The sequence below is a fragment of the Pseudomonas sp. LBUM1671 genome (assembly GCF_059695685.1).
Window position 1 is genome coordinate 111,534 of record NZ_CP166782.1, and the last position, 20,359, is coordinate 131,892.

Sequence of the window (20,359 nt, forward strand, 5' to 3'; positions counted from 1 at the left end):
ATTTCAAGAATTTACACATCCGCACGGTGAATGAGGCGTCATTGCTGGTGAATAGAGGCTCAAAGCCATGTAGACAGGCACTTGTGGGACGTTTGTACTGCTTGTCGGTACAGTCTGCGAATATGCGACAAATACGTATATCTGTAGGGCTTTTTGTTTGCTGACTACGGGGTCAGTTAATTCGTGAAAGCCTTTATCCTTCTAGGCTGTAGCTTTGTGCCTGGGTGACTAGCCAATCGCGAAATGCCCGTAAAGAGGCCGATTCGACCTTTCGCTCCGGAATCATCAGGTAATAAGCCTTGATGCTCGACAGCGCTTGAGCGTTGGCTATTACCAAGCGTTTCTCCGTCAGTTCGCGTTGAATCAGGAATGGCGGAATCAGCGCGATCCCCATGTCGTGCATCGCCGCTTGGGCAAGCATGGAGAATAGCTCGTAGCGCGGGCCTGTCATGTCACGCGGGACATTTAGGTGCTGGGAGTTGAACCACTGGCGCCAGGCATAAGGGCGCGTGGTCTGTTGCAGCAAGGGCAATTCAGCGATTTCATCGGGCGTCAGATCGGTTTTTTTGCCCAGTAGCGTGGGGCTGCACACCGGCATCGGATTTTCGCCCATCAGCCTGTGGGATTCGGTACCCGACCAATCCGCATCGCCGAAATAGATCGCGGCATCGAAGTCGGTGTCGGCAAACAGGAAGGGGCGTGTGCGGTTGGTGAGGTTGACCGTCACTTCCGGGTGTTTGTGCTGGAAGTCCTTGAGCCGTGGCAGCAACCACTGAGTACCGAAGGTCGGGACCACGGCCAGTTCGATCACGTTGGCGCCTTGTTGACCCATCACTGACAAGGTGTCCCGTTCAACCGCATCGAGTTGGGTGGCGACGCGGCGGCTGTAGGAAAGCCCGGCTTCTGTCAGCTTCACTCCGCGTCGCGAGCGTCGGAAGAGTTCGACGCTGAGGAACTCCTCCAGGCTGGCGATCTGTCGGCAAATGGCGCCTTGGGTGAGCGAAAGCTCCTGCGCCGCTTTGGTAAAGCTCTCGTGTCGCGCTGCCGCTTCAAAGCTGATCAGGGCGGTGGTGCTAGGGATTTTCCGACGCATGTACTCCAACCTCACTAATACATCGCATAAAGGCTATCTCGCGACGTTACGGAGTGAGAAATTAGCACAACAGTATGCAAAATCCTCGTTTGCCGTAATGCCGAACCGGGCCTAGGATCAGTCCACGTTATTTGACCCGATTCGAGAGGACACACTCATGGGCGGTAAAGCTAGCTTCAACTGGATCGATCCCCTGCTGCTGGATCAACAGCTCACCGAAGAAGAACGCATGATCCGCGACACTGCCGAGCAATTCGCTCAGCAGAAGCTGGCGCCGCGTGTTCTTGAAGCTTTCCGCCATGAAAAGACCGATCCGGCGATCTTCCGCGAGATGGGCGAAGTGGGCCTGCTGGGCGCGACTATTCCTGAGCAGTACGGTGGCAGCGGCCTGAACTACGTCAGCTATGGTTTGATCGCTCGTGAAGTCGAGCGTGTCGACTCCGGCTACCGTTCGATGATGAGTGTGCAGTCCTCGCTGGTCATGGTGCCGATCAATGAATTCGGTACTGAGGCCCAGAAGCAGAAGTACCTGCCGAAACTGGCCTCGGGCGAGTGGATCGGCTGCTTCGGTCTGACCGAGCCTAATCACGGTTCCGACCCGGGCGCGATGATTACTCGTGCACGCAAAGTGGAAGGCGGTTACAGCCTGACCGGCAGCAAGATGTGGATCACCAACAGCCCGATCGCTGATGTGTTCGTGGTCTGGGGCAAGGATGATGCGGGTGACATCCGTGGCTTCGTTCTGGAGAAAGGCTGGAAAGGCCTGAGCGCTCCGGCGATTCACGGCAAGGTGGGCCTGCGTGCATCCATTACCGGTGAGATCGTCATGGACAACGTGTTTGTCCCTGAAGAGAACATCTTCCCTGACGTCCGTGGTTTGAAAGGCCCTTTTACTTGCCTCAACTCCGCACGCTACGGCATTTCCTGGGGCGCACTGGGTGCAGCAGAATTCTGCTGGCACACCGCTCGCCAATACACCCTGGATCGTCAGCAGTTCGGTCGCCCATTGGCTGCCACTCAACTGATTCAGAAGAAACTGGCTGACATGCAGACCGAAATCACCTTGGCTCTGCAAGGCTGCCTGCGTCTGGGTCGCATGAAAGATGAAGGCACTGCGGCAGTCGAGATCACCTCGATGATGAAGCGCAACTCCTGCGGCAAGTCCCTGGACATCGCGCGCATGGCGCGCGACATGTTGGGCGGTAACGGCATTTCCGATGAGTTCGGTGTTGCCCGCCACCTAGTCAACCTGGAAGTGGTGAATACCTATGAAGGTACGCATGACGTCCACGCACTGATCCTCGGTCGCGCGCAGACCGGCATCCAGGCGTTCTATTAATAGGAGAACGTCATGGGCGCGCTTTCGCATCTACGGGTACTGGATTTATCGCGGGTGCTGGCCGGACCTTGGGCCGGGCAGATCCTTGCGGACCTTGGCGCCGAAGTGATCAAGGTCGAGCGTCCGGGCAATGGCGACGATACACGCGCCTGGGGACCTCCCTTCCTGAAAGACACCTATGGCGAGAACACCAGCGAGGCCGCCTATTACTTGTCGGCCAATCGCAACAAGCAATCGGTGACCATCGACTTCACGCGTCCAGAGGGTCAAAAGCTGGTGCGTGATCTGGCGGCCAAGTCGGACATCCTGATCGAGAACTTCAAGGTTGGTGGCTTGGCGGCTTATGGGTTGGACTATGACTCGCTTAAGGCCATCAATCCGAATCTGATTTATTGCTCGATTACCGGGTTTGGTCAGACTGGGCCTTACGCCAAGCGTGCGGGTTATGACTTCATGATCCAGGGCTTGGGTGGGCTGATGAGCCTGACAGGTCGACCTGAGGGAGATGAGGGTGCAGGTCCGGTGAAAGTCGGTGTGGCGCTGACCGACATCCTGACCGGGCTCTATTCGACGGTGGCGATCCTTGCTGCGTTGGCTCATCGGAATCATGACGGTGGCGGTCAGCATATCGACATGGCGTTGCTGGATGTCCAGGTCGCGTGCCTGGCCAACCAGGCGATGAATTATCTGACGACGGGCAATGCGCCCAAGCGTCTGGGTAATGCTCATCCGAACATCGTGCCTTACCAGGATTTTCCTACGGCGGACGGTGACTTCATTCTCACCGTGGGTAACGACGGGCAGTTCCGCAAGTTTGCGGAAGTGGCTGGGCAGCCACAGTGGGCGGATGATCCACGCTTCGCGACCAACAAGTTGCGGGTGGCGAATCGCGCGGTGTTGATTCCGCTGATTCGTCAGGCGACGGTTTTCAAGACCACGGCTGAATGGGTGCTGCAGCTGGAGCAGGCGGGTGTACCGTGCGGTCCTATCAACGACTTGGCGCAGATGTTTGCTGATCCTCAGGTCAAGGCGCGTGGGTTGGCGATTGAGCTGCCCCATGTGCTGGCAGGGATGGTGCCCCAGGTCGCAAGCCCTATTCGTCTGTCGGAGACGCCGGTGGAATATCGCAATGCGCCACCCTTGTTAGGCGAGCACACGCTGGAGGTTCTGCAGCGGGTGTTGGGTCTGGACGCTGATGCGGTCGCCGCTTTCAAGGTGGCTGGGGTGCTCTGAAGATCTCTTCTATATAGAGGGAGTGGTTTTGCTCTTCTATATAGAAGGAAAATCAGCCTGTTTCCCGGCTTTCTCCAAGTTATTGATAGAAAAGCCAAATCAGGGGTTGACGGCAGATTCTGGAAGTCTATAATTCGCCCCACTTCCGGCGCAGTCGAAACGGAAAACTCCTTGGTAAACAAAGAGTTACGCAGTTTTCGACAGCGGGTTGCTTCAGGTCATCGAAGCCCAGAAGGAGTTGATCAAGCGGGTTTGTGTGGCTTGATTGACGGTTCGATCTTCTCGGTCGAAAGCGGAGAAAAAGAGGTGTTGACAGCAGCGAGTAACGCTGTAGAATTCGCCTCCCGCTAACGAGAGATCGGAAGCGCAAGTGGTTGAAGTTGCAAAGGAAACTTTGAAACTTCTGAAAATAACCGCTTGACAGCAACAGAGGCTGCTGTAGAATGCGCGCCTCGGTTGAGACGAAAGATCTTAACCAACCGCTCTTTAACAACTGAATCAAGCAATTCGTGTGGGTGCTTGTGGAGTCAGACTGATAGTCAACAAGATTATCAGCATCACAAGTTACTCCGCGAGAAATCAAAGATGTAACCAACGATTGCTGAGCCAAGTTTAGGGTTTCTTAAAAACCCAAAGATGTTTGAACTGAAGAGTTTGATCATGGCTCAGATTGAACGCTGGCGGCAGGCCTAACACATGCAAGTCGAGCGGCAGCACGGGTACTTGTACCTGGTGGCGAGCGGCGGACGGGTGAGTAATGCCTAGGAATCTGCCTGGTAGTGGGGGATAACGCTCGGAAACGGACGCTAATACCGCATACGTCCTACGGGAGAAAGCAGGGGACCTTCGGGCCTTGCGCTATCAGATGAGCCTAGGTCGGATTAGCTAGTTGGTGAGGTAATGGCTCACCAAGGCGACGATCCGTAACTGGTCTGAGAGGATGATCAGTCACACTGGAACTGAGACACGGTCCAGACTCCTACGGGAGGCAGCAGTGGGGAATATTGGACAATGGGCGAAAGCCTGATCCAGCCATGCCGCGTGTGTGAAGAAGGTCTTCGGATTGTAAAGCACTTTAAGTTGGGAGGAAGGGCATTTACCTAATACGTAAGTGTTTTGACGTTACCGACAGAATAAGCACCGGCTAACTCTGTGCCAGCAGCCGCGGTAATACAGAGGGTGCAAGCGTTAATCGGAATTACTGGGCGTAAAGCGCGCGTAGGTGGTTTGTTAAGTTGGATGTGAAATCCCCGGGCTCAACCTGGGAACTGCATTCAAAACTGACAAGCTAGAGTATGGTAGAGGGTGGTGGAATTTCCTGTGTAGCGGTGAAATGCGTAGATATAGGAAGGAACACCAGTGGCGAAGGCGACCACCTGGACTGATACTGACACTGAGGTGCGAAAGCGTGGGGAGCAAACAGGATTAGATACCCTGGTAGTCCACGCCGTAAACGATGTCAACTAGCCGTTGGGAGCCTTGAGCTCTTAGTGGCGCAGCTAACGCATTAAGTTGACCGCCTGGGGAGTACGGCCGCAAGGTTAAAACTCAAATGAATTGACGGGGGCCCGCACAAGCGGTGGAGCATGTGGTTTAATTCGAAGCAACGCGAAGAACCTTACCAGGCCTTGACATCCAATGAACTTTCCAGAGATGGATTGGTGCCTTCGGGAACATTGAGACAGGTGCTGCATGGCTGTCGTCAGCTCGTGTCGTGAGATGTTGGGTTAAGTCCCGTAACGAGCGCAACCCTTGTCCTTAGTTACCAGCACGTAATGGTGGGCACTCTAAGGAGACTGCCGGTGACAAACCGGAGGAAGGTGGGGATGACGTCAAGTCATCATGGCCCTTACGGCCTGGGCTACACACGTGCTACAATGGTCGGTACAGAGGGTTGCCAAGCCGCGAGGTGGAGCTAATCCCAGAAAACCGATCGTAGTCCGGATCGCAGTCTGCAACTCGACTGCGTGAAGTCGGAATCGCTAGTAATCGCGAATCAGAATGTCGCGGTGAATACGTTCCCGGGCCTTGTACACACCGCCCGTCACACCATGGGAGTGGGTTGCACCAGAAGTAGCTAGTCTAACCTTCGGGAGGACGGTTACCACGGTGTGATTCATGACTGGGGTGAAGTCGTAACAAGGTAGCCGTAGGGGAACCTGCGGCTGGATCACCTCCTTAATCGACGACATCAGCTGCTCCATAAGTTCCCACACGAATTGCTTGATTCATTGAAGAAGACGATAAAGAAGCAGCCCGAAATTGGGTCTGTAGCTCAGTTGGTTAGAGCGCACCCCTGATAAGGGTGAGGTCGGCAGTTCGAATCTGCCCAGACCCACCAATTTTGTGTGGGAACCTGTAGAAATACGGGGCCATAGCTCAGCTGGGAGAGCGCCTGCCTTGCACGCAGGAGGTCAACGGTTCGATCCCGTTTGGCTCCACCACTACTGCTTCTGTTTGTTGAAAGCTTAGAAATGAGCATTCCATTGTGATGATGGTGAATGTTGATTTCTAGTCTTTGGATTAGATCGTTCTTTAAAAATTTGGGTATGTGATAGAAAGATAGACTGAACGTTACTTTCACTGGTAACGGATCAGGCTAAGGTAAAATTTGTGAGTTGCTCTTAATTGAGTATTATCGAATTTTCGGCGAATGTCGTCTTCACAGTATAACCAGATTGCTTGGGGTTATATGGTCAAGTGAAGAAGCGCATACGGTGGATGCCTTGGCAGTCAGAGGCGATGAAAGACGTGGTAGCCTGCGAAAAGCTTCGGGGAGTCGGCAAACAGACTTTGATCCGGAGATGTCTGAATGGGGGAACCCAGCCATCATAAGATGGTTATCTTAAGCTGAATACATAGGCTTAAGAGGCGAACCAGGGGAACTGAAACATCTAAGTACCCTGAGGAAAAGAAATCAACCGAGATTCCCTTAGTAGTGGCGAGCGAACGGGGACTAGCCCTTAAGTGGCTTTGAGATTAGCGGAACGCTCTGGAAAGTGCGGCCATAGTGGGTGATAGCCCTGTACGCGAAAATCTCTTAGTCATGAAATCGAGTAGGACGGAGCACGAGAAACTTTGTCTGAATATGGGGGGACCATCCTCCAAGGCTAAATACTACTGACTGACCGATAGTGAACTAGTACCGTGAGGGAAAGGCGAAAAGAACCCCGGAGAGGGGAGTGAAATAGATCCTGAAACCGTATGCGTACAAGCAGTGGGAGCCCACTTTGTTGGGTGACTGCGTACCTTTTGTATAATGGGTCAGCGACTTATTTTCAGTGGCGAGCTTAACCGAATAGGGGAGGCGTAGCGAAAGCGAGTCTTAATAGGGCGTCTAGTCGCTGGGAATAGACCCGAAACCGGGCGATCTATCCATGGGCAGGTTGAAGGTTGGGTAACACTAACTGGAGGACCGAACCGACTACCGTTGAAAAGTTAGCGGATGACCTGTGGATCGGAGTGAAAGGCTAATCAAGCTCGGAGATAGCTGGTTCTCCTCGAAAGCTATTTAGGTAGCGCCTCATGTATCACTGTAGGGGGTAGAGCACTGTTTCGGCTAGGGGGTCATCCCGACTTACCAAACCGATGCAAACTCCGAATACCTACAAGTGCCGAGCATGGGAGACACACGGCGGGTGCTAACGTCCGTCGTGAAAAGGGAAACAACCCAGACCGTCAGCTAAGGTCCCAAAGTTATGGTTAAGTGGGAAACGATGTGGGAAGGCTTAGACAGCTAGGAGGTTGGCTTAGAAGCAGCCACCCTTTAAAGAAAGCGTAATAGCTCACTAGTCGAGTCGGCCTGCGCGGAAGATGTAACGGGGCTCAAACCATACACCGAAGCTACGGGTATCACTTAGGTGATGCGGTAGAGGAGCGTTCTGTAAGCCTGTGAAGGTGAGTTGAGAAGCTTGCTGGAGGTATCAGAAGTGCGAATGCTGACATGAGTAACGACAATGGGTGTGAAAAACACCCACGCCGAAAGACCAAGGTTTCCTGCGCAACGTTAATCGACGCAGGGTTAGTCGGTCCCTAAGGCGAGGCTGAAAAGCGTAGTCGATGGAAAACAGGTTAATATTCCTGTACTTCTGGTTATTGCGATGGAGGGACGGAGAAGGCTAGGCCAGCTTGGCGTTGGTTGTCCAAGTTTAAGGTGGTAGGCTGGAATCTTAGGTAAATCCGGGATTCTAAGGCCGAGAGCTGATGACGAGTGTTCTTTTAGAACACGAAGTGGTTGATGCCATGCTTCCAAGAAAAGCTTCTAAGCTTCAGGTAACCAGGAACCGTACCCCAAACCGACACAGGTGGTTGGGTAGAGAATACCAAGGCGCTTGAGAGAACTCGGGTGAAGGAACTAGGCAAAATGGCACCGTAACTTCGGGAGAAGGTGCGCCGGTGAGGGTGAAGCATTTACTGCGTAAGCCCATGCCGGTCGAAGATACCAGGCCGCTGCGACTGTTTATTAAAAACACAGCACTCTGCAAACACGAAAGTGGACGTATAGGGTGTGACGCCTGCCCGGTGCCGGAAGGTTAATTGATGGGGTTAGCTAACGCGAAGCTCTTGATCGAAGCCCCGGTAAACGGCGGCCGTAACTATAACGGTCCTAAGGTAGCGAAATTCCTTGTCGGGTAAGTTCCGACCTGCACGAATGGCGTAACGATGGCGGCGCTGTCTCCACCCGAGACTCAGTGAAATTGAAATCGCTGTGAAGATGCAGTGTATCCGCGGCTAGACGGAAAGACCCCGTGAACCTTTACTATAGCTTTGCACTGGACTTTGAATTTGCTTGTGTAGGATAGGTGGGAGGCTTTGAAGCGTGGACGCCAGTTCGCGTGGAGCCAACCTTGAAATACCACCCTGGCAACTTTGAGGTTCTAACTCAGGTCCGTTATCCGGATCGAGGACAGTGTATGGTGGGTAGTTTGACTGGGGCGGTCTCCTCCTAAAGAGTAACGGAGGAGTACGAAGGTGCGCTCAGACCGGTCGGAAATCGGTCGTAGAGTATAAAGGCAAAAGCGCGCTTGACTGCGAGACAGACACGTCGAGCAGGTACGAAAGTAGGTCTTAGTGATCCGGTGGTTCTGTATGGAAGGGCCATCGCTCAACGGATAAAAGGTACTCCGGGGATAACAGGCTGATACCGCCCAAGAGTTCATATCGACGGCGGTGTTTGGCACCTCGATGTCGGCTCATCACATCCTGGGGCTGAAGCCGGTCCCAAGGGTATGGCTGTTCGCCATTTAAAGTGGTACGCGAGCTGGGTTTAGAACGTCGTGAGACAGTTCGGTCCCTATCTGCCGTGGACGTTTGAGATTTGAGAGGGGCTGCTCCTAGTACGAGAGGACCGGAGTGGACGAACCTCTGGTGTTCCGGTTGTCACGCCAGTGGCATTGCCGGGTAGCTATGTTCGGAATAGATAACCGCTGAAAGCATCTAAGCGGGAAACTAGCCTCAAGATGAGATCTCACTGGGACCTTGAGTCCCCTGAAGGGCCGTCGAAGACTACGACGTTGATAGGTTGGGTGTGTAAGCGCTGTGAGGCGTTGAGCTAACCAATACTAATTGCCCGTGAGGCTTGACCATATAACACCCAAGCAATTTGCTTGCTTCGAGCCCAAAGGCGAAAGAGCACCAGATTGCGGTGTGTGAAGACGAAACGAACCGAAAGTTCGAGATACTCACAAAACACCAAGCTGTCACATACCCATTCGCTGGAGCGTGAACCCGCAAGGGCCCATGACCTGGCTACCGAATTTCTTGACGACCATAGAGCATTGGAACCACCTGATCCCATCCCGAACTCAGCAGTGAAACGATGCATCGCCGATGGTAGTGTGGGGTTTCCCCATGTGAGAGTAGGTCATCGTCAAGATTAAATTCCGAAACCCCTATCTGCGTATGCAGGTAGGGGTTTTGTTTTAGTAGAAGTCACCAATTTTGCTGGCACGTTACGACTGTAATGGGCTGGTCACAGAATTTCTTGACGACCATAGAGCATTGGAACCACCTGATCCCATCCCGAACTCAGCAGTGAAACGATGCATCGCCGATGGTAGTGTGGGGTTTCCCCATGTGAGAGTAGGTCATCGTCAAGATTGAATTCCGAAACCCCTGTCTGCTAACGCAGACAGGGGTTTTGTCTTTCTGGGAGCCCCAAAAGCTTTACCCCAGACTGGCTCACGGCCTCCAGGCCCGAAGCACTGAGCAAATGATTCAGCGCCTGATCGACCGAACAGTCGCCCTGCACACCCGGTGACTGACACCCGCTAGTTTGCGCCGGTTGGCAACAAGTCGACACCCAGCGTGGTAGAGAACAGCGCCGCGCGAACGGCGTGGCGTGAAATGCAGGTGTCCGGAGTGAGACAAGGAAGATTCTTACCGATGGCGCGCATATTGACTAAGCCGGGCTTGTACGAAAAACCCGCCACAAATAATTCAGACTTGCCGCTCCAGCGTCACCCACCAGCGAGTGCGATAGCGCAACTGCACGGGCAGGGTTTGCGGCAGAATGGCCATCTGCTTATCGGTGCTATCCAGGCGGAAGACTCCGGACAGTCGCAAGTCGGCAATGTCCGATGAGCACGTCAGATAACCGTGCCGGTAGCGTGCGACCTCATTGAGGAATTCCCTCAGGCGCATGTTGCGAGTGACGATCAAGCCATCGACCCACGCGCCGGCATCCATATCCAGCGGCGCCGCCACTTTCGCCTGGTGGTGGTCGGTTAAATAACTCTGCCCGGCCTGCCTCCGAATCGGCTCACCCTCAGCGACCCGTGGCGAATGAATCGCGACGATGCCGCTGGTGACACTGAGCCGTGTGCAGTCATCGTTCTGACGCAGGATGAACCGCGCGCCCACGCCTTCATACACCGCGTGACCACTTTACACACGCAACGGTGGATCAAATGGAGACGCTTCGTCGATCCCGCCGCAGGTCACGATGATTTTGCCGCGCGTCAGTTTGATTAGCCGTTGCTGCGCGGCGTAATCGAGATCCACCGCGCAGACGGTGTCGAGCTCCAGTCGGGTGCCGTCGGGCAATTGGAACCCCGTCGCTCCCCCTTGGCGGTGACTAGTCGGCGGTCCGCTGTTGCCAACCCACCGCATCCTTTCCCAGCCATGCCGCCGAACCTACCAGCAACGCACCTGACAACAGCTTCAGAGCCTGTCGTCGTCCCAATCCCTGGGCGCTGTTTTCCAGGGTGTTGAAGGGGATTTGAGCACCGGGTACGACGCGCGGATTGCTGCTCAGCTCGGCTTGCAGGGACTGCACGCGCTGCCACCCCAGTTCGTGTTCCAAATGCTACGCGCGCAAGACGGCACGCCGTTCGGCGGGAATGTCGGGCATTTCATACAAACCCCTAAGATTTCTCCGACTGGTGCCGACAGACTGGGGAGACATGCGTGCACCAAAGTAGCGCGGCCGAAGAATACCGCCTGCGCTGTTACATGGAATGTTGCACCTGGAACGCATCCCCACTTTTTGCATAAGAAGTCCCATGAAATGAATCTCAAATTCAGCCATAAAATCCTTCTGGCCGCCTCCGGCGTCGTGGTGCTGGCTTTTGCGTTGTTCACTTTGTACAACGACTATCTGCAGCGAAACACCATCCGGCAAAACCTCGAGTCCTCCGTCCAGCAGGCCGGCGACCTGACCGCCAGCAGCGTGCAGAACTGGATGAGCGGTCGTGTGCTGGTCCTGGAAAACCTCGCACAGAACGTCGCTCACCAAGGCGCCAACGCGGACCTTCCAGGCCTGGTTGATCAGCCGGCCTTCACCTCGAACTTCCAGTTCACCTACGTTGGCCAAGCCAATGGCGTGTTCACCCAACGCCCCGACGCGAAGATGCCGGACGGTTACGATCCGCGTCAGCGTCCCTGGTACAAACAAGCCGTGGCTGCCGACAAAACCATGCTGACGCCGCCGTACATGGCAGCGGTCGGTGGCTTGGTGGTGACTATCGCCATGCCGGTGAAAAAGAACGGTGAATTGCTCGGCGTAGTCGGCGGTGACCTGAGCCTGGAAACCCTGGTGAAGATCATCAACTCGGTGGACTTCGGTGGCATCGGCCACGCGTTCCTGGTCAGCGCCGACGGTCAGGTGATCGTCAGCCCGGACAAAGACCAGGTGATGAAAAACCTGAAAGACATTTACCCGAACGCTGGCGTGCGCATCGAGAAGGGCAATCAGGACGTCACCCTGAACAATCAGGACCGCATCCTCTCGTTCACCCCGGTGAGCGGTTTGCCAAATGCCGAGTGGTACATCGGTCTGTCAATCGATAAGGACAAGGCCTACGCACCACTGAGCCAATTCCGCACCTCCGCGCTGATCGCAATGTTCATCGCCGTGAGCGTTATTGCCGTGCTGCTGAGCCTGCTGATCAACGTGCTGATGCGTCCCCTGACCACCATGGGCCGCGCGATGCAGGACATCGCCCAAGGTGAAGGCGACCTGACCCGTCGTCTGGCCGTGGAAAGCAAAGACGAGTTCGGTGAGTTGGGCGGTTCGTTCAACCAGTTCGTGGAGCGGATTCACGCCTCCATTTCCGAAGTGTCCTCGGCGACCCGTCAGGTCCACGATTTGTCGCAACGAGTGATGGCATCGTCCAACGCCTCGATCGTCGGTTCCGACGAACAAAGCGCACGCACCAACAGCGTGGCGGCGGCGATCAACCAACTGGGTGCCGCCACTCAGGAAATCGCGCGCAATGCTGCCGATGCTTCGCAGCATGCCAGCGGCGCGAGCGAGCAGGCGGACGATGGTCGTCAGGTGGTGGAGAAAACTATCCTGGCCATGACCGAGCTGTCGCAGAAAATCAGCCTGTCCTGCACCCAGATCGAAACCCTGAACGCCAGCACTGACAACATCGGGCACATTCTTGATGTGATCAAAGGCATCTCCCAGCAGACCAACTTGCTCGCGCTCAACGCCGCCATCGAAGCGGCACGTGCCGGTGAAGCCGGCCGTGGTTTTGCGGTGGTGGCGGATGAGGTGCGCAATCTGGCGCATCGCACGCAAGAGTCGGCGGAAGAGATCCACAAGATGATCACCTCGCTGCAGATCGGTTCTCGCGAAGCGGTGACCACCATGAACGCGAGTCAGGTTTCCAGCGAAGAGAGCGTCGAAGTGGCGAACCAGGCTGGCCTGCGACTGGTCAGCGTGACCCAGCGCATCGGCGAAATCGACGGCATGAACCAGTCGGTGGCTGCGGCGACCGAAGAGCAGACGGCGGTGGTGGAAACCCTCAACGTCGACGTCAACCAAATCAACTTGCTGAACCAGCAGAGCGTGGCGAACCTCAATGAAACGTTGAAGGATTGCGATGCGTTGTCGTTGCAGGCGAACCGGTTGAAGCAGTTGGTGGATAGCTTCAAGATCTGATCAAGGCCCGTTCTACCACGTTATCGTTCTTCGCGAGCAAGCCCGCTCCCACATTCGACCGCATTCCTTCAGAAGGAAATCGGTCAACCTGTGGGAGCGGGCTTGCTCGCGAAAGCGGTACAACAATCACCGCTTAACCAAAGCCCTACACAAACAGCTTCAATACATTGTTCATCGCATCATCCGCAAACCCCTGCACAAAATCCTTGAACCCCGGCAGCGCCTCATCACCCCCCTGTGCCGGTTCGGCAATAATGGTCCAGGTCGCTCGCGACTTGCTCGCACCCAACGGTTCAACACTCATCGCCGCCCACAGATTGGCCACGCCCAGCGTGTTGTAAATCGTGGTCCACGTCATGTTCAATGCCTGGTCATCCCGCGAGTTGAGTTGCTCGACCACCAGGTTGCCATCCTTGAAGAATTTCTTGCGCAGCGACGACTCGCCTTCGCCTGTCATCTCGATGTGCGACAGCGCCGGAATGAATTGATCGAATCCGGCAAAGTTGCCGACCACCGCCCAGACCTGCATGGCATCCGCCGGCACTTCCACCGAAGACACGACGTGGCAGCCTTCAGGGTTTTTGATCAGGGTATCGGGTTGCAGGGTTTTCATGGTTTTGCTCCGGTTGAGTGAATCAGATGAAATTGATTTCTTTGAGGTAGTCGCAGCCGCGACGCAGCAGCGCCGGGGATTTTTCCGGGTAGTGCGCGCCCATCTGCCGCACGCCGGCCTGGGCGTTGGCGTGGCCGATCATCGAGATGTCGCCGATGTCTTCCTCGAAGCCGTTCAGGTAGAAACCGAGCACGCCGAACAGCGCGTTGTCGCTGTCGACCCGGCCCAGTTGTTGCTGCCAGTCGGCGACGCTGACCATTGAAAATTCCCGGCCGGCCTCACGGAATGACGCGACGTAATCGTCCCAACTCAGGGGCTCGGGGTTGTGCAGGTTGAACACCGCTTTTTCAGGCGAATAACGGCTGGCATGGAAGGCGATAAAGCGGGCGAGAAAGTCCACCGGCATCAAGTCGAAATTCAGCGCGAACTCCGGCACCTGGCCGAGCTGGATCGAGCCTTTGAGCATCAACATCAAACGATTTTTGTGCGGCTGACAAACGCCAGTCAGGCTGTTGAAACTGATGTTGCCGGGGCGATAGAGATTGACCCGCACCCCACGCTCGCGCGCCCGTTCAAGGATCCGTTCGCCGACCCATTTCGACAGGTTGTAGCCGTTCTTGATGTAGATCGGCGGCGTCTGCGCGGCGGGTAATTCCAGCACCCGGCCATCGTCTGCAATCGTGCTGGACGCCGAGAGCGTGGAGACGAAATTGAAGATCTTCTTGCTGCGCCCTTCGCACAGCCGAAGGCATTCGAAAATCGGCTCGACGTTGTCCCGCGCCAGCGACTCGTAATCGAGCACGTGATTGACGTTGGCGGCGTTGTGCACCAACGCGCCGAACTCTCGATCGAGGCGCTCGTAAACGTGCGCATCGAGCCCCAACGCCGGGCGCGTAATGTCCGCCGCGTAAACCTGCACCCGGCTCAAGTCCAGATGCTCCAGACGATTCTCGCGCAAGGCGTGGGCGAAGCGCTCGGCCGCCGATTGCCCGCCTCCATCGCGCACCAGGCAGGCGACTTCAGTGACGCCCCATGCCAGCAACGCCTCGACGATGTGCACACCGACAAAACTGTTGGCACCGGTGACAATCACCTTGTGCACATCGCCCATGCGGCTGATGGGCAGCGGCTGAATATCCAGTTCACGGAAGGCATCCGCCAGCGCCTGCACACTCAGGACTTCCTCGGTGCCAGAGCCACGCACCAACGTCGCCAGCTTCGCAATGGTCGGCAATTCAATGAAGCGGTTGATCGAGATGCTGCGACCGAATTCCTCCCGCAATCGCAGCAGCATCCGCGACAACAGAATCGAATGGCCGCCCAGATTGAAGAAGCTTTCATCGGTCGAAATATCGCTGGCCGGCAGCTCCAGCAGCTCGGCCCAGATCTCCAGCAACAACGCTTCGTCGGCGCTGGCGGGCAAGCGCCGCGCGGTGTTTTCGGCCACATTCACCGGCATCGCCAGCAGCGCTTGGCGGTCGACCTTGCCGTTGCTGGAGAACGGCATGCTCGGCAGTTCTGTCCAGGCAATGGGTTGCATGTAGTCCGGTAAAAACTGCAGCGCATGAGCCTTCAAGCTTTCGCGAGCGGCACTTGGTTGTTCCTCCTGAGGTTGCGCGAGGAAAGCCAGAATTCGTCGCTGACTGTCGATGACCACCGCCACTTGGCGGTACAACTGGCTGTCGCGCAGGCAGCGTTCGATCTCTTCCGGCTCGACACGAAAGCCGCGGATCTTCACCTGATTGTCCCGTCGTCCGCACAGCTCGACTCCGCCGCGGGTCCACTTCGCCATGTCGCCGGTACGGTAGGCACGCAGGCGCTGGCCGTCCGGCAAGTGCAAATCCAGGTAACGCTCGGCCGTCTGCTGCGGATTGTTCAGATAACCCAGGCACACGCCCGGCCCGACGATGTACAACTCACCGACGGTCTGCTCGGCCACCGGTTGAAACGCCTCGTCGAGAATCAGCACCTGGCTGTTGGCGATCGGCGTCCCGAGTGTGCGGTTGTTGTCGCTGGCGCGCAGTTGACGCGCGGTGATCAGCACCGTGGCTTCGGTCGGGCCATAGAGGTTGTAGAGGTTGCCCTGACGGGTGAGCTGTTCGATGACGTAGGGCTCGCAGACATCGCCGCCGGTCATCACATGGTCCAGGACCTGCAGCTGATCCAGCGGCAGAATGCTCAACAATGCCGGCGGCAAAAAGGCGTGGCTGAGGCGTTGATGGCGGATCAGCTCGACCAGTTGCAATGGATCACGGCGCTGGTCATCGCTGGGCACGATCAGTTCGGCGCCCTGAAGCAGGGTTGGGAAGATGTCGATCAGCGACGAGTCGAAACTCAACGACGAAAACTGCAAGGCTCGACTGTGCTCGGTGAGTTGCACATAGTCGGCGTACCACGCGGTGAAGTGCGCGAGGTTGGCCTGGCTGAGCAACACGCCTTTGGGATGCCCGGTGGTGCCCGAGGTGTAGAGCGCCATGCACGGCGCGTCGAGGTCGGGGCGCTGGCGCATCAGGGGTTGGCTGCGGTCCGCGTCATCAACGTCGATGCAACTGATGTCCAGCGCCGGCATTTCATCGGCGAGTGGATGTTGGCCGTCATGCAGCAACAACACCGCCCCGGCATTCGAAAGGATGTACTGCTGACGTTGCAGCGGATGGCTCGGCTCCAGCGGCAAATACACCGCGCCGCTGCCCAGAATCGCCAGGATCCCCGCATACAGCGCGCTGCATTTCGGCAGGCAAATCCCGACCACCAACGGTCCTTGATGCTGAGCGAGCAACGGCAGCAATCGCTGCTGGATCGCGCGGCTGTGAGCATGCATCTGCCGATAGCTCAGCGAGGTGCCGTCGATGTTCAGCGCGGGGCGTTCGGCGGACTTGATGAAACGCTGTTCGAGGCGCTCGATCATCGGGATCCGGGCGAGTTCTTGCAGCCACGGTTGAGCCGTGTTGTTGAGTTGATGGATGAACGCCAGGCGTTCTAAAAACAGCAGATTTTCCACTTGGTCAAAATGGGCTGTCGATGCCGGCTCGGCGTGAAGAAAGTACTCGGCATCCCGTGAGAATCGACTGACCAGCAGCGAGACATGGTCCACCAGTTCCGCCATCACTCGCAGGCGCAACGCCTGGCCGTTGCCAGAGGGCTCACCGGCAATCGGCACGCGCGTGAACAGCGTCGATCCAAGCATGCACAGCAGGTCCATCGACGGCAACCCAGTAATGTCTGGCGCGCCAACACCCAGTTGCAGCGTCAGATGCGGCGCATCACCCGGGACTGAAAACGCCTGGCTGGCGTCATCAATCAGCAGGTCGAACGACGGCGCCTCCTCGAACGCCTCGAGCCGCACCAGCGAATGACCTTGTTGTTCAAGTTCCAGCGCCAGGTCGGTCAAGGCCTGGCTTTGCCCAATGAGCAGAATGTCGAGACGTCTCATGATGTTCTCCTCGTTAAACCAGGTAGTCGCTGAGGGCGTCTTGCACGCACGGCGAATCCAGCAGCGAACTGCTGTGGAAAAACCGTACGATGTTGGCGACCAGCGGGTGATGACGATTGATCGGGAAGGCCATGCCCGAGATTTCGTTCTTGAGTGCCTGGCGTGTCGCGTCGCTGATCTGCAAGGATTCGATCAAGCGAAAGTCGAAGGACTTCTGGATGTCGTTGGTCAGGTAATGGCCGATGAACACCGGCAGGATTTTCGCGATGAGCTGGCGGTCGTCTTCGCTCGCGGTGTGCCAATAGATGCGCACCATGCGTGACCAGAACCCGGAGTGGCGGCCTTCGTCGAGCAAGTGGTCGGCCATCAGGCCCTTGATCGATTGTTTGACCGTGTCGTCCTTGGCAAACGCTGCTACATCGCCGGTTACAGTGTTCTCGGCGATGGCCACGCAGATCAGTTCCACGGCGCTGCGCAAATGCTCCGGTGCGAGGGCCACGGCCGCCGGAATCGCCCGGCTCAGCTCGATTTCATCCGGCAGCCGGATTGGGGTGATGCCGGTCATGGCGACGGTCTGCTGCATGAAATCCATGGCCACCAGCGCGTGGTAATCCTCGTCGACCACCACGGTCATCGCGTCATAGCGACAGGCGAACGGGAACGCCACGGCGAAGCGATTCTTGGCGATGCTGCGTGCGGTCTTGTCGACGATTTCGGTTTCAAAAATCACCACGTCGTTGATGAATTTGTAGAGCGTCTGCACCAGTGCGAAGTCCCGCTGTTCCGGGCATTCGCGCAGGAAGGTTTCACTCAGCACCAGTGGCTGGCGGCTCAACGGATAGATCAACTTGTCATCGTTCTCCAGCACCCGCCGGGGCCGTGTGCGGATGGTCGCTCGGCTTTCCCAGGCGTCGGCGAAGGATTGGTAGTCGGCGGCGTTCATGCGTTCACCTCTGCAACCGGTTCGCTCATGCTCAGGCGCAGGCCATCCCACAGGGCGATGCGGCTTTCCACGGCGGCGATGGCGCTGGCGTAGACGTCTTCTTCGCGTTGCGAATCGCCATTGACCAGCCGTGCCAGGAGCTTTTCTGCCGCCGGGCCGTGGTCCTCGGAATCGACTTCGATGTGCCGCTCCAGGTAGTAGCGGAAGGTAGGCGCTTGCTCGATGCCGATGCCCCAGTCGTCGAGAATCCGCTGGAACATCTGCGGAATGACACTCTCACGACCATGCAGAAACGCCGCGGCGACGCTGTGTCCTGGTGCATGCAGCGCGGTGTGCAAGGTGTGCCGCACGAATTGCGCGGCCGCCGGATCGACGTCAACGCTTTGCAACGCCACGTCATAACTCACGCCTTCTTGTTGCAATGCCACGAAGCGTTCCACGGCGACCGTGCTGGCCCCGACTTCGCGCATTGCATCGAGGTACAACTCGAAGTGACTGTAATGACCCTGGGCCGGACGATCATCAGACTCTTCACCCAGTACGATCTCATTGATAAGACGCGCGGCCTGCGGATCTCGCGGTGGCAGCCAAGGCAGTTGAACGCACGTCAGTTCCTGTTGCAGGCGTTTGGTTAGCGACATGAAATCCCAGACTGCAAAGACATGGGTTTCCATGAACCGTTGAAGTACCGAGAGTGAATGTATTTCAGAGAAAATCGGGTGCGCACTAAGTTCTGCTTTCTTCTGGTTGAGGCGGTCTTTATTCGTTTTCATGAGCGGGCCTATAAGTGATCTGAAGTGCCGTTAAGAATGTTGTGATCAATAAGTGACGGTCGTTTAACGTTTTTTATTGGCGAGCAAATGCCTCAATTAAATTGATCTCATTAAGTGCGATGCAGTCGTTTTGGTGCCGTGTTTACTGGTGGCGAAGAAAAACTAATACACGAATAAAGTGTCGGGCAAGTTATTTTTATATTATTTGCAAGTTCAGCTTTCTCGCGCGCGACAAGTTCCAATAAAACTATAACTGTCGGTTTTATTTGGGCGTAGTTGCTCCTTTCGGCGAAGTATCGTCAAAATTCAAATGAAGAGTGAATGCCTCACTCAAAGCAACTTTCAAAGTTGTTCCGTTGAATGCTTCAAGGGGGTGGAAGTTGGCTGGGATTGACGCCGGTGCTTCCTTTCCCGTGACAAGACTCCTTCCGTAGGTTCTTGGTGCGAGGACTGCACCGCCAATGCGGTGCGCCGCCCGTTCATTATTCGTTGGCAGCCCAAGAGTGAGCGTAAATCACGGCCGCCGCTATCGCCCGGACGTCATCTTTGCTGGCGTATTGATGGAGCTTGAGGAAGGTCAATCGATGGCAAGACGTTGGAGAGGGAAGTGCGGTCGCTGAATGCTTGGTGTGAACCGAGGGGATGGGTAAGGAGATTATCCACGGCAAGCGCGGCGCGCAGTTCGAACTGCGCGCCCAGGCTTGGCGCCGGGATTTACCGGGAAGTTTTCTTGCTCTGTGCTTCAGGGCTGTTGAGGTAGCGCGTGATGACCTCAACACCGCGATTGAGGTGGTGTTCGAGCATTTTCACCGCGCTTTCGATGTCGCGGTCTTCGGCGGCCAGTAACAGCGCCCGGTGATCATCCTGGGACAGTTTGCCCAGGCCCATGGCTTCCAGGTTGAAGCGCAGGAAGCGCTCCTCTTCGTTCAAGCCGTCTTCAATCAGTCTCAAGAGCCGACGGTTAGGTGCCTTGCTGTAAAGCGACATGTGGAAGAGGCGATTGAGCCGTCCGATCTCGGCGTAGTCTTGTTCTGTCTCCAGGCTATCGATATAGCGGGCTGCGTCTTCGAGATCCTTTGCATCAAGCAAGGGAATCGACAGGCGCAACGCCTCTGACTCCAACAGAATCCGTAACGCATAGGTTTCAACGGCATCGCCCTGTACCAGCGGTGCAACCACCGCGCCTTTATGGGCGATGACGTTCAACAGCGACTGAGCTTCAAGTTGGCGCAAGGCTTCTCGCACCGGCATGCGGCTGACACCGAACAGGTCGGCCAGATCTTGCTGGCGCAAAGCGGTGCCGCAGGGAATGCGTCCATCGAGAATGGCCGAACGCAGGGTTTCTTCGATCACCGAGCGTGCCAGGTGAGCAGGAATCGGGCCGTTGACCTTGATGCTGCTGAGGGGATTGGGCTTCTGTGTCACGACTACGCACCCTGTTTGGCTGAAATATTTGGATCCAAATGGACACTAGTGACTGCCATGCAGCTTGTCAAACGGACAAAAGACCGCAGCCTTCGACTCTTCATGTCATTCACCATTCA

General features: G+C 56.3%; 9 protein-coding genes, 2 tRNA genes, 4 rRNA genes and 1 pseudogene. 9 read left to right on the forward strand and 7 right to left on the reverse strand.

All coding sequences use genetic code 11. The annotated features are described in order from the left end of the window. Positions 1-193 precede the first annotated feature (193 nt). On the reverse strand, positions 194-1,093 hold the full coding sequence (locus tag ACA060_RS00560) for a LysR family transcriptional regulator (protein WP_497314805.1): 900 nt from the start codon (positions 1,091-1,093) through the stop codon (positions 194-196). 157 nt (positions 1,094-1,250) lie between these two features. Here ACA060_RS00560 and ACA060_RS00565 point away from each other — a divergent pair, with 157 nt between their 5' ends. The 8 genes from ACA060_RS00565 to rrf (ACA060_RS00600) all read left to right on the forward strand — a co-directional run bounded on the left by ACA060_RS00565 (position 1,251) and on the right by rrf (ACA060_RS00600) (position 9,763). Continuing rightward, on the forward strand, positions 1,251-2,432 hold the full coding sequence (locus tag ACA060_RS00565; RefSeq protein ID WP_010465741.1) for an acyl-CoA dehydrogenase: 1,182 nt from the start codon (positions 1,251-1,253) through the stop codon (positions 2,430-2,432). 12 nt (positions 2,433-2,444) lie between these two features. Further along, positions 2,445-3,665, forward strand: a complete 1,221-nt coding sequence (locus tag ACA060_RS00570; RefSeq protein WP_497314807.1) for a CaiB/BaiF CoA transferase family protein — start codon at positions 2,445-2,447, stop codon at positions 3,663-3,665. A gap of 642 nt (positions 3,666-4,307) precedes the next feature. Beyond that, a 16S ribosomal RNA gene (locus tag ACA060_RS00575) occupies positions 4,308-5,846 on the forward strand. An 83-nt stretch (positions 5,847-5,929) separates the two neighbouring features. Then, positions 5,930-6,006 (forward strand) — tRNA-Ile (locus ACA060_RS00580). 27 nt (positions 6,007-6,033) lie between these two features. Continuing rightward, positions 6,034-6,109, forward strand: a tRNA-Ala gene (locus ACA060_RS00585). A gap of 250 nt (positions 6,110-6,359) precedes the next feature. Beyond that, positions 6,360-9,251 (forward strand): 23S ribosomal RNA (locus ACA060_RS00590). A gap of 173 nt (positions 9,252-9,424) precedes the next feature. After that, positions 9,425-9,540: ribosomal RNA gene (gene rrf / locus ACA060_RS00595) — 5S ribosomal RNA — on the forward strand. 107 nt (positions 9,541-9,647) lie between these two features. Continuing rightward, positions 9,648-9,763: ribosomal RNA gene (gene rrf / locus ACA060_RS00600) — 5S ribosomal RNA — on the forward strand. Together the 16S, 23S and 5S rRNA genes with 2 tRNA genes alongside form the textbook arrangement of a ribosomal RNA operon. A 340-nt stretch (positions 9,764-10,103) precedes the next feature. Here the strand turns inward: rrf (ACA060_RS00600) and ACA060_RS00605 are convergent. Continuing rightward, positions 10,104-10,971, reverse strand: a pseudogene (locus ACA060_RS00605) (FecR domain-containing protein); the annotation flags it as partial. Between the two features lie 201 nt (positions 10,972-11,172). Here ACA060_RS00605 and ACA060_RS00610 point away from each other — a divergent pair. Next, positions 11,173-13,053 (forward strand): methyl-accepting chemotaxis protein, encoded by a 1,881-nt coding sequence (locus tag ACA060_RS00610; protein ID WP_109627161.1) that lies wholly within the window; start codon positions 11,173-11,175, stop codon positions 13,051-13,053. 145 nt (positions 13,054-13,198) lie between these two features. Here ACA060_RS00610 and ACA060_RS00615 read toward each other — a convergent pair whose 3' ends face one another. The 5 genes from ACA060_RS00615 to ACA060_RS00635 all read right to left on the reverse strand — a co-directional run bounded on the left by ACA060_RS00615 (position 13,199) and on the right by ACA060_RS00635 (position 20,240). Continuing rightward, positions 13,199-13,666 carry an SRPBCC family protein gene (locus ACA060_RS00615; protein ID WP_497314809.1) on the reverse strand — a complete coding sequence of 156 codons (468 nt, stop codon included), beginning with the start codon at positions 13,664-13,666 and terminating at the stop codon, positions 13,199-13,201. Positions 13,667-13,688: 22 nt separating this feature from the next. After that, positions 13,689-17,099, reverse strand: a complete 3,411-nt coding sequence (locus ACA060_RS00620) for an amino acid adenylation domain-containing protein (RefSeq protein ID WP_497314811.1) — start codon at positions 17,097-17,099, stop codon at positions 13,689-13,691. Positions 17,100-17,112: 13 nt separating this feature from the next. After that, a complete protein-coding gene (locus tag ACA060_RS00625) occupies positions 17,113-18,042 on the reverse strand; it encodes a diiron oxygenase (protein WP_109627166.1) in 930 nt (309 codons plus the stop codon). Continuing rightward, complete coding sequence (locus tag ACA060_RS00630) at positions 18,039-18,815, reverse strand: DUF3050 domain-containing protein (RefSeq protein WP_109627168.1); 777 nt, start codon at positions 18,813-18,815, stop codon at positions 18,039-18,041. The genes ACA060_RS00625 and ACA060_RS00630 overlap by 4 nt, the downstream gene beginning before the upstream one ends. Positions 18,816-19,529: 714 nt before the next feature. Beyond that, positions 19,530-20,240: a GntR family transcriptional regulator gene (locus tag ACA060_RS00635; RefSeq protein WP_109627170.1), complete on the reverse strand. Its 711-nt coding sequence runs from the start codon at positions 20,238-20,240 to the stop codon at positions 19,530-19,532. Positions 20,241-20,359 lie beyond the last annotated feature (119 nt).

Excerpts from the sequence above, each read along its gene's own strand:
- ACA060_RS00565 (WP_010465741.1), top strand. The coding sequence starts at position 1,251 with ATGGGCGGTAAAGCTAGCTTCAACTGGATCGATCCCCTGCTGCTGGAT.
- ACA060_RS00630 (WP_109627168.1), bottom strand. The coding sequence starts at position 18,815 with ATGAAAACGAATAAAGACCGCCTCAACCAGAAGAAAGCAGAACTTAGT.
- ACA060_RS00610 (WP_109627161.1), top strand. The coding sequence starts at position 11,173 with ATGAATCTCAAATTCAGCCATAAAATCCTTCTGGCCGCCTCCGGCGTC.
- ACA060_RS00620 (WP_497314811.1), bottom strand. The coding sequence starts at position 17,099 with ATGAGACGTCTCGACATTCTGCTCATTGGGCAAAGCCAGGCCTTGACC.
- ACA060_RS00560 (WP_497314805.1), bottom strand. The coding sequence starts at position 1,093 with ATGCGTCGGAAAATCCCTAGCACCACCGCCCTGATCAGCTTTGAAGCG.
- ACA060_RS00615 (WP_497314809.1), bottom strand. The coding sequence starts at position 13,666 with ATGAAAACCCTGCAACCCGATACCCTGATCAAAAACCCTGAAGGCTGC.
- ACA060_RS00570 (WP_497314807.1), top strand. The coding sequence starts at position 2,445 with ATGGGCGCGCTTTCGCATCTACGGGTACTGGATTTATCGCGGGTGCTG.
- ACA060_RS00625 (WP_109627166.1), bottom strand. The coding sequence starts at position 18,042 with ATGAACGCCGCCGACTACCAATCCTTCGCCGACGCCTGGGAAAGCCGA.